The 7,576-nt window shown below is 77.1% G+C and carries 4 protein-coding genes; all 4 read right to left on the bottom strand.

All coding sequences use genetic code 11. The features are described 5' to 3' along the window. The gene (locus ACFW9D_RS21800; protein WP_188339958.1) at positions 1 to 1,530 is read right to left on the bottom strand and encodes an MFS transporter; all 1,530 of its coding nucleotides are present in this window, start codon (positions 1,528 to 1,530) and stop codon (positions 1 to 3) included. Continuing rightward, positions 1,527 to 2,078, bottom strand: coding sequence for a TetR/AcrR family transcriptional regulator (locus ACFW9D_RS21795; protein WP_384623971.1), 552 nt, complete (start codon positions 2,076 to 2,078; stop codon positions 1,527 to 1,529). Before ACFW9D_RS21795 ends, ACFW9D_RS21800 begins: the two co-directional genes overlap by 4 nt. 121 nt (positions 2,079 to 2,199) lie before the next feature. Further along, positions 2,200 to 4,017, bottom strand: coding sequence for a hypothetical protein (locus tag ACFW9D_RS21790; protein WP_384623969.1), 1,818 nt, complete (start codon positions 4,015 to 4,017; stop codon positions 2,200 to 2,202). Continuing rightward, positions 4,014 to 7,571 (bottom strand): DUF5682 family protein, encoded by a 3,558-nt coding sequence (locus ACFW9D_RS21785; protein WP_384623967.1) that lies wholly within the window; start codon positions 7,569 to 7,571, stop codon positions 4,014 to 4,016. Before ACFW9D_RS21785 ends, ACFW9D_RS21790 begins: the two co-directional genes overlap by 4 nt. Between the last annotated feature and the right edge of the window lie 5 nt (positions 7,572 to 7,576).

The following is a 7,576-nucleotide window of genomic DNA, read 5'->3' as shown; positions in this document are numbered from 1 at the left end:
TCACTTCTCCAACTGCTGGCCGCGCAGCAGGAACCAGGCCGCGACCGAGGTCGCGAGCAGCACCGCGGCTCCGATGCCCGCGGCCACCTGGAGCCCGTCGACGAAGGCGCCCTGCGCCGAGCCGAGCAGCTCGTGGGCCTGCGCCGGCGGCAGCGCGGCCGCGGACTCGACGGCGCCGCCGAGCGAGGCGTGGGCCGCGTCGGCGACCTCGGCCGGGGTGCCGGCGGGGGCCGTGAAGCCCGCGTAGACGCCGGTGACGATCGAGCCGAGCAGGGCGATGCCGAGCGCCGCGCCCAGTTCGTACGCCGTCTCCGAGACCGCGGAGGCCGCGCCCGCCTGTTCCTTGGGGACGCTGGAGAGGATGACGTCGGCCGTCACGGTGAACGAGAAGCCGGCGCCGACGCCGACGACCAGGAGCACCGTGCCGAGCAGCGGGTAGCCCGTGTCCTGGCTCAGGCCCGTGAGGACGGCCAGGGACAGGCCGACCGCGGCGAGTCCGCCCGCGACGACGACGCGCACCGAGAAGCGGCGTGCGACGGCGCCGGCGACGAGTCCGGCGACGACCGCGCCGATCGCGGCGGGCAGTTCGGCGAGACCGGCCTCGAAGGGCCTGCGGCCCTGGACCAGTTGGAGGAACTGGGACAGGAAGAACACCAGGCCGGACAGGCCGAGGATGGTCAGCAGGTCGGCGAGGACCGCGCCGGAGAAGCCCCGGTTGCGGAACAGGCGCATGTCGAGCAGCGGCGACTCCAGGGTGAGCTGGCGCCGCACGAACCCGGCGAGGGCACCCAGGCCGATGAGCGCGGACAGGGCGACGTCCCAGGTGAGACCGTGCGCCGCCGCCTCCTTGACCGCGTAGACGACACCGATCATGCCGACGAGCGACAGGCCGACGCTGGGCAGGTCCCACGGGCCGGGGACCGGGTTCTTCGACTCGGGGATCAGCTTGGCGCCGATCACCACCAGCACCGCCATGACGGGCAGGTTGATGAGGAACACCGAGCCCCACCAGAAGTGCTCGAGCAGGAAGCCGCCGACGACCGGGCCCACAGCCGCGCCGGCCGAGGCCATGGCGCCCCAGATGCCGACGGCGAGGGAACGCTCGCGCGGGTCGTGGAAGATGTTCCGGATCAGCGCCAGGGTCGAGGGCATCAGGGTGGCACCGGCGACGCCGAGCAGGGCGCGCGCCAGGATCATCAGCTCCGGCGTCGTCGCGTACGCGTTGAGCACCGAGACCGCGCCGAACGCCACGGCGCCCGTGAGCAGCAGCTTCTTGCGGCCGATGCGGTCGCCGAGGCTGCCCATGGAGACGAGGAGTCCGGCGATGACGAACGAGTACACGTCGCCGATCCACAGCAGCTGCGTGCCGGAGGGCTCCAGGTCCTCGCTGATGTAGGGGGTCGCGAGGCCGAGGACGGTCGCGTCCACGGCGACGAGCAGCACGGCCAGCACGAGCACGGAGAGGGCGAGCCACCGGCCGGGGCGCGCCACCACCTCCGGTACCTGGGGTCGCTGGTGGGTGCTGGTCATGGTTCCACGCTCCGTCGTGCGCCGCCGAGCAGCAGCTCGGCGATCATGTATGAGAAGTCCTTGGCCGCGACGCGGCCGTCCTGTACGGCCCAGGCCGCGCTGGCGACGAGGCCGTAGAGCGCCTCGCACAGCCAGGCGGGGGTCAGATCGATCCGGAACTCGCCGGATTCCTGGCCGCGCCGGAACAGCGCGGCCATGCGGGCGTCCATCCGGGCCCAGCCGGCGTGCTGCTCCTCGCCCTCGAACAGCTGGCTCTCCGTGTTCAGGAAGGCCAGCAGCGGGGCGGCCGCCTCGAGCTCGCGGACGAGCCGGCGCAGCGCGTCCTCGGCCGGGCCGGAGTCGAGGGCCGCCCGGTCGAGGGCCGCCTCGCACTCCTGGATGCCCAGCTCCTCCAGCGCGCGCACGAGCGCGTCACGGCCCGCGAAGTGGCGGTGCAGCGTGGCGCGGCTGATGCCGGCGGCCTTCGCCACCTCGTCCATCGTGGCGGTGGACTTGCGGGTGAGGAGGGCCGCTGCGGCGTGCAGCGTCTGGGATCGGTCGACAGCCATGAGACGAGCATAGCTTGAATGAGACACCGATGTCTCATCCGGAAGGATGACGTCTCACAGCGCGTGCCGTACGGAGCCCATGGCCCTCAGAGGCCTCATAGGGCTTTTGCGAAGTGTGGGGTTACGCCTTCCAGGCCTCCGTGCCCAAGGCCTCGGTGACCTCCTGGGTGTAGCGGGCGCACGCCAGCCAGGTGCGGGCGAACGCGTCGAGGTCTGCGGGGGCCAGGCGGCCGAACGGGTCCCGGCCCCGGTCGGCGGCCGCGCGGAGCAGCGCCTCCAGGAGCACCGCGGCCGTGGGCAGGCCCGCCCGGCGCAGGGCGGGGGCCTCGTCGGGCCGGGCGAGGGTGAGGGCGCGGCGTCCGGCGACGAGGGACTGCTCGACGCGGCGGCGCAGGGGGTGGACGGGCGGCGGGGGCGTGCCGGGCAGGGGTCCGGGCGAGGCCTCGCCACCGGTGACGGTCGGTACGGGGAGGTCGGCGCGGGTCAGCCGGTCCAGGCCGAGGTCGTGCCGGGCACCGGACGGCAGGCGCACCGCGAGGGGCATCACGCGGGCCGGAGTGGAGGGGACGAGCCGGGCGATGAGGCGGACGCGGGTGCCGGGGGCCGAGGCGAGCAGGGTGAGGTTCTCCCGGTGGGCGAGTCCCGGGTCGTCGTGGGCGACGGCGAGCCGGACGGTGACGCCCTGGCAGTGGGCCACCAGGCTCTCGCCGTCCCGCTCGCGGAGGACGCCGCCGAGGGTGGCGTCCAGGAACAGCAGCCCGTCCGGCGAACGGCGCGCCCGCGCCGCCTGGTCGGCCAGGGGTACGGACCACAGAGCGTCCAGCGGAGGTTCGGTCCAGTCGGCGCCCTTGGCCCGGACCGCCTGGACCGCCTTGCCCGCGCCGAGGCGGCCGTCCTCGGCGACCGTGGCGCCGGAGACCACGAGGCCGGCCGCGGACAGCTCGCGGTGGGTCAGGGCGGTGTCGCCGAGGCGGACGGCACGGTCGGCGACGCCCCGCGCCCGGTTCGCCCCGCCCGGGGCGATGTCCGGGACCTGGTACAGGGTGCCGTCGGCGTCGGCGGTCCAGGTGACGCAGCCCGCGTGTCCGGTCGCGGTCAGGACGGGCTCGGTGAACAGGCCGTACAGGCGCAGCGATCCGGCCTGGGCGTAGCTGCGGCGGGCCGTGCCGCGCAGGGCGGCCGTCGCGGCGGGGTCCGTGCCGGACGTGCCCAGGGCGTGGGCGATGCCGAGCAACTCGGTGAGCGCGTCCGCCAGTTCGGCGGTGCGGTGGGCGGGGTCGGCGCCGCGGGCCGCGCGTACGCCGTTCACGACGCGGATCGCGGCGGCCGCGGGGCGGTGCAGGCCCGCGACCTTGGCGATGTGCGCGGCGCGTAGCAGTCCGGCCTGGGCGACGGCTCCGGCGCCGTCGACCCCGGCGTCGAGGAGCCGGGCGGCGGCGGCCCAGAGGGCACGGGCGGCGGCGGTGTGCTCGGTGGTCTCGTGTGCCGGGGTGCTCGGCTGCTCCGAGGGGCTCGGCTCGGGGCCGGCGGGGAGTCCCGTCGTTGCCTCACCGGAATCCCGCTCCGCGCCTGGCCCCGGCTCCGACCGTGGCTCTGGCTTCTGCTCCGGCTCCGGCTCCGCGCTCATGTCCTGGACGGCGTCGACCGCCACCGGTGCCAGGGTCGCCGCCGCCGCGCGGTGGACGCAGGCCGGGGACAGGAGGCAGTCGCAGTGGATCGCGTCCGGGGTGGTCACGATGCCGTCCCTCGGGCGGAGTTCGACGTTCGACTCCTCGTCCACGGCGATCCGGTGGACGCCCGACGCCGGGTCGACGGTGTGCGGGCGGGCCGCGAGCTTGGCCGCGGCGGCGTCCAGCCGCTTGGCGAGCCGGGGGGGCAGCGCCTCGACGATCTCGGCGGTGACGTCGGGCAGCACCGGCGGCAGTCCAGCGGTGGTCATCGGATCCTCTCCCCCACCCAGCGGGCGAGTTCCAACGGGCTCAGGGCGGCCACGGGCATACCCGCCGCCACGAGTTGGCCGGCCGTGCCCGGCGAGTAGCGCGGCCGGCTGGCGTCGTCGAGGCTGGCGCAGCCGAGCACATGGCAGCCCGCGCCGACGAGTTCGCGGACCTCGCCGAGGAGGCCGCCCACCGGGTAGCCCTCCTCGAAGTCGCTGATGACCACGACGAGCGTGCGGGACGGCGCGGTGACCAGGCGGCGCGCGTGGCGCAGGCCGGCCGCGATGTGCGTACCGCCGCCGACCCGTGTCTCCAGGAGCAGCGACAGCGGATCGCTGACGTGCTCGGTCAGGTCGATGACCTCGGTCGAGAACGCCAGGAAGTGCGTGGACAGGGCCGGCACGCCCGCGAGCACGGACGCGGTCAGCGCCGCCCAGATCGTGGAGGCCTCCATCGAGCCGGAGACGTCCGTGACGATGATCAGCCGCCAGTCGGCGGAGCGCCGCGCCCGCCCGTGGAAGACCGGGTGCTCGGGCACGACGACGATCCGCCCGTCGTCCGTGCGACGCGCCGTCGCGAGGTTGGCGCGCAGCGTGCGGGCCAGGTCGAGGCCGCCGCCGGGGCGCCGGGTGGGGCGGGCCGTGGCGGCGCCCGTGAGCGCGGGGCGCAGGCGGGTGGCGAGGGCGCGGGTCAGTTCGTCCACGAGGCGGCGGACGAGCGGGCGCAGTGCGGCGACCCGGGACTCGGGCAGGCCGCCCGCGTGCTGCAGGACGGTGCGCAGCAGTTCGACGGAGGGGCGCGCCGCGTCCGGGTCGAGCGCTTCGACGGCGTCGGTGCGGCCCGCCGCCGCGGCGGCGGCCAGGACTTCTTCACGTACACCGGGGCCGAACAGCGCGGTGAGCTCCTCGGCCCATTCCCGCACTCCGGGGTAGGGAGCCTCGCGTCCGCCGCCGCGCGCCCGCAGCCCGCCGCGGGAGCCCTCGCCGCGGCCGGCCCCGTACAGCTCGTCGAGCGCGGTGGCCAACGGGGCGGTGCGGGACGGCAGTTCGTCGGCACGCCGCCCGAGCACGAGCCGCCAGCGCTCGGCCGGAGTGATGCTCCCTCCGGCTCCGCCTGCGGGGGGCACGGGGCCGGTGGGGTGCGGTGCGGCGATCTCCTGCGGTACGGGGGTCAGCGGCACGCCCAGATCCAGTGCGGCCACGGCCTGCGCCGCCGCCAGGTCCGCCCGCGTCCAGACCGCCTGGGTCGCCGGGTCGACCGTCAGATCACCGACGGCCGTGCCGATGCGGGTCTCGACCGTCTCCAGGAGGCGCTCGCGCGCGGCCGGTGACAGGGTGTCGAAGCCGCCGCGCAGGGCGGGGAGCCGGTCGAGGAACGCCCGGTCGGTCAGCTCCGTCACCCGGTCGAGCAGCGGGTCCAGCGCGTCCGGCGCGGTCTCCAGGAGGGCGCCGGCGGCGGTGCACAGGCCGGTCAGACGGGCGGTCAGGGCGGCGCGCGCGGCGGAGCCGGAGGCGGCGTCGACCCAGGATGCGACGCGGGCGCCGAGCTCCGGGGCCGGCGCATGGCCCAGCAGGACCCGTACGGCCGCCGCGGCGGCGGCCATGAGCGGGGTGCCGTCGGCGGCGAGCGCGGCCAGCGCGTCGGTAAGCCGCAGGGACCCCAGCGCGTCGGCGCGGCGCGCCAGTTCGACCAGGGCGCGGGCGTCCTCGGGGTCCTCGGAGCCGGTGATGCCCTCGACGGCGCGCACCGCGGCGGCGCTCAGCACCTCGGACGCCGCGGCGAGCCGGGCGGGCCGGTCGCCGTCGGGCGTGAACCCGGCGACGTGCCCGGCGGCGAGCCGGTCCACGAGGGCGAGCCCCGTGAGGAGCTCGGCCGGCGAACCGGCGGCCGGGAGCGCCCGGGACAGCTCCTCGAGTGCCTCCTCCGCGAGCTCGGGCAGCGCGCACTCGGCGGCGGCCACGAGCGCGGCGAGGGCCTGGGCGGGGGTGGGCCCGCCCTCGTCGCGGGCGGCACGGGCCCGGGCGCGCAGGACGCCCTGCGCCGCCTGGGCCGGGGTCACGCCGCGCACGCTCGCGGTCGTCAGGACGGCGGCGGTCGCCGGGGTCCAGGTCACGGTCCACCGGGTGGTGAGCGCGTCGGCCCCGCCCGCGCCGGTGACCCCCTGCTCGTCCGCGTACGGCACTCCGCAGACGGTCAGGCGCCGGAACAGGATCTCGCGGCGCCGGTCGCGCGGGGTGCGCAGCGGGTCGAGCCGCAGGTCGCGCTCCTTGCCGGGCTCGGCCGGGCCGGGCAGTCCCAGTTCGGCCGCCTCCCGCTCGACGGCGGGTCCGAGTCCGCCGCGGGGTGCGGCGGGTGTGGGCCGGCCGGTGCGCTCGCCGACCAGCACGCGCTCCATGGCGCGGGCCACGGCGCGGCCCCGCCCGAGGGGTTCGCCCTGGGCGAGCACCGTCTGGAGCGCCTCGACGAGTTCACCGCGGCCGGGGGCGCGCAGCCCGCGCAGCGCGGCGAGGTCCCCGGCGACCCGGGCCACCTCGCGGGCGTCGGCCGGACCGCTCGGGTGCCCCTGGGCGCGGAGGTCCGCGCTGACGGCGACGGCGGCCCGCAGCACGGCTTCACGCAGCGCGTCGGGGTCCCCGGCCGCGTCCAGCACCCGGTGCTGCCATTCGGGGTCCCGGATGCCGGCCGGGTAGCCGGACCGGGCGTCGAGCAGCGGATACGTGTACGGGATGAGGCTGACGGTGCTGCCGGGGCCGGCGGCGGGCGGGTGTCCGGGAGCCTGAGGCTGCGTGCTCGGGGGCTCCTCGGTCAGGGAGTCGGCGCTCAGGGCCGCCCCGGTCAGGGCGGCCGCGTGGAACGAGCCGATCACCGCCGCCGCCCGGCGCCCGTCCCGGCTCGCCTCGCGCAGGCGGTCCCGCATCCAGGACTCGCGGGCGAGGTCGAGCGGGTCGATGCCGGGGCCGTCCGCCGCGTCGCGGCGCAGGGCCCAGCCGGTGAGCAGGGCGGCGCGGCGCAGTTCCTCGGGGGTGGCACCGGGGGCGGGGGCCTCGACGAGGCGGTCCCACAGGTCGTCGCCCTCGCGGCCGGTGAGACGGTCGCGCAGGGCGTGCCGGAGACCCGGGCCCGAGGCGGCCGGGCCGTGCTGCCGGGGCTCGCGCCAGGCGCGGTCGGCGAGCGGCAGGTCGCAGGCGAGCACGGGCACGCCCGCGTCCCGGGCCCAGCGCAGCGCCGCCAGTTCGGGCGAGAAGTCGGCGAAGGGGTAGAACGCCGGGCCCCGCCGGTCCGCCGCCGCGTCCGCCCCGGGCTCCGGATCCGGGACCGCCGCGAGAGCGACGGGCGCGACGGTCTCCTCGTCGGCCAGCCAGCCCAGGAAGTCCTGGGTCTCCGCGGGCAGTTCGACGAGCAGCACGTCGGGCCGCGCCGCGTCGAGCAGCCGGGGCACGGCGGCGGCGAGCGACGGCGCGTGGTGCCGTACGCCGATCAGGTACGGGCCGTCGGGCGCGGTGAGCGCCGCGACGGCCTCGTCCGGGGCCTGCGGCAGCGGCGGCGGGGTGGTCATGCGGG

It is taken from the genome of Streptomyces sp. NPDC059524, from assembly GCF_042749255.1.
In the GTDB taxonomy this organism is placed as follows: Bacteria; Actinomycetota; Actinomycetes; order Streptomycetales; family Streptomycetaceae; genus Streptomyces; species Streptomyces xanthii.
Note: the sequence above shows the minus strand (reverse complement) of the source record. Positions and strands in the feature narration are given on the sequence as shown.

Excerpts from the sequence above, each read along its gene's own strand:
- ACFW9D_RS21800 (WP_188339958.1), bottom strand. The coding sequence starts at position 1,530 with ATGACCAGCACCCACCAGCGACCCCAGGTACCGGAGGTGGTGGCGCGC.
- ACFW9D_RS21795 (WP_384623971.1), bottom strand. The coding sequence starts at position 2,078 with ATGGCTGTCGACCGATCCCAGACGCTGCACGCCGCAGCGGCCCTCCTC.
- ACFW9D_RS21790 (WP_384623969.1), bottom strand. The coding sequence starts at position 4,017 with ATGACCACCGCTGGACTGCCGCCGGTGCTGCCCGACGTCACCGCCGAG.
- ACFW9D_RS21785 (WP_384623967.1), bottom strand. The coding sequence starts at position 7,571 with ATGACCACCCCGCCGCCGCTGCCGCAGGCCCCGGACGAGGCCGTCGCG.